This is a genomic window from Thermogutta sp. (genome assembly GCF_039793925.1).
Classification (GTDB): domain Bacteria; phylum Planctomycetota; class Planctomycetia; order Pirellulales; family Thermoguttaceae; genus Thermogutta.
The window spans coordinates 1-2136 of record NZ_JBAMME010000251.1; the positions used below are offsets into that span (position 1 = coordinate 1).

Here is a 2136-nt window from a genome sequence, read left to right on the forward strand (position 1 = left end):
GCATGTCGGGGGTATTAAACCTATCGAAATTGCCGAGTTATCGCATATTGTTGAGGAGCGATTTACTGGGGCTTACCTTTCACCTTCGAAAACGCTCTTGGAGTACTTTACGCGCCCGTATATCTGTTATGGCTTTGTTCCGTTGCTAATCGGCGGATGGGTCATGACGAGGCGATGCCGTGATCGGGAGGTAGAAGTATTCCGGAATTTTGCAATGGGAGCAGTTTTCGGCCTCGCTACAGCGGCCGTGCTTATCCCGCTCCTATTCGAACTGGCTGCGCCGCCTTTGAGAGGCGCCGTTTTTAAGGGGGAATTGCCGCGTGCGGCGAGATATATCATTCCCCGGTCCTACATCATCGCGTTGATGGGAGCGCGCTGTTTGTGGCGAAGTCTCCGACTCCCGCGAAGGAAAGTGTTCGTTGCCGCAATCCTTTCTATAATTGGGGTTGTAGTAGTAATTTTGACTTTGCCTAGGCTTTCGCGTATGGTCAAGGCCATGCAGCAAGTGCCTTCCGCCAACAGCCAAGTCGTCGAATTGGTAAGTGCAATCAAAAGGGATGTCCAGCGAGAGGAACCGATTGTTGCCGCAATGGCGGATCCGCTTGTCATTCGGTACAGCGCTTTAAGATCTCTCGCCTTCGCAACCAAGGACGTCCCAAGCATGACTTCTCTGACTCAAGCAAAAATGTGGAAAGAAAATACCAGAACTTATAACTACATCATGGGCTTGGAGTCATTCGATCAGCGCATCTCTGCGACAATCGACTGGGCCAAATTTTTGGGCGCAAGGGTTATTGTGGTGGAGAGACCTTCAAGTGACAACAAGGAACTTCTAACAACTCACTTTAACAACACACAGCTTGTCTTTTACAACTGCCGATATGCTTTGATACGCCTTACGACCAAGAAACAGGAGACAAGAATTGCCGATGATTCCCTTTAATAAGCCCTTTATCGCCGGGAAGGAGCTGTACTACATTGCCCAGGCGGTGACGATGGGCAATATTGCGGCCGACGGGTATTTCACCAAGGCGTGTAGCCGCTTCATGGAAGAGCGGTTCGGCATCAAAAAGGTGCTGATGGTTCCCTCGGGCACAGCGGCCCTTGAGCTGGCCGCTATGCTTTGCGACCTGCAGCCGGGCGACGAGGTCATTATGCCCTCCTATACTTTTGTGTCCACCGCGAGCGCCTTTGTGCGGGTGGGAGCTCGGCCAGTCTTTATCGATATTCGTCCCGATACTCTCAATATCGATGAAACCAAGATCGAGGCCGCCATCACGCCGCGAACCCGCGTCATTGTGCCGGTCCATTATGCAGGGGTCGCCTGCGAAATGGACACCATCATGGATATTGCTCGGCGGTATAATTTACTCGTCGTGGAAGATGCCGCCCAGGGTGTTAATGCGTTCTACAAGGGACGTGCACTAGGTTCTATTGGCCACCTTGGGTGCTATAGCTTTCACGAGACGAAGAACTATATTTGTGGCGAAGGTGGGGCGCTGTGCATCAATGATGAGCGGTTTATCGAGCGGGCGGAGATCCTCCGCGACAAGGGAACGAACCGGCAAAAGTTTTTCCGTGGTGAGGTGGACAAATACACCTGGGTGGACGTGGGCTCATCATACGTGATGGCGGAGATTCTCGCCGCCTTTTTATGGGGTCAACTGGAATGCCTGGATTCGATCACTACCCGCCGACGAGAGATTTATGAGTACTATTGGACCAGCCTCCATCCTCTTGCAGAGGCGGGCCTGCTACGAGTGCCTCATATTCCGCCGGAGTGTCAGAGCAACTATCATTTATTTTATATTCTGACGCGCACGGCCGAGGAAAGGGACGAAATGTTGCGCCACCTCCGCGATAACGGCGTCCTTGCCATTTTTCATTATGTGCCGCTCCATTCATCTCCCATGGGGCGCAGGTGGGGATATAGGTCGGAGGATTTGCCTTTGACGGAAGACTTAGCATCACGCCTCATTAGGCTGCCTATGTACTACGAGCTCTCCAGCGAACAGCAGGAATATGTTGCACACCTCGTGAGGACATTTTGTCGGTCCCTTGCGTCTAGCTGCCCGTAGCCATTTGTACTTTGGGCGGTTCATTTCATGTTACCCAAGGTGCTTGAATGGGATAGCA

Annotated in this window: 2 protein-coding genes; both read left to right on the top strand. The window is 52.2% G+C overall.

Annotation, left to right across the window (positions count from 1 at the left end; genetic code table 11):
- Positions 1–943, top strand: a 943-nt coding sequence (locus ABJK56_RS12080) for a hypothetical protein (RefSeq protein ID WP_347244921.1), incomplete at its 5' end; no start/stop codon positions are given.
- Positions 930–2078, top strand: a complete 1149-nt coding sequence (gene rffA / locus ABJK56_RS12085; RefSeq protein ID WP_347244922.1) for a dTDP-4-amino-4,6-dideoxygalactose transaminase — start codon at positions 930–932, stop codon at positions 2076–2078. The genes ABJK56_RS12080 and rffA, both read left to right, overlap by 14 nt.
- Positions 2079–2136 lie beyond the last annotated feature (58 nt).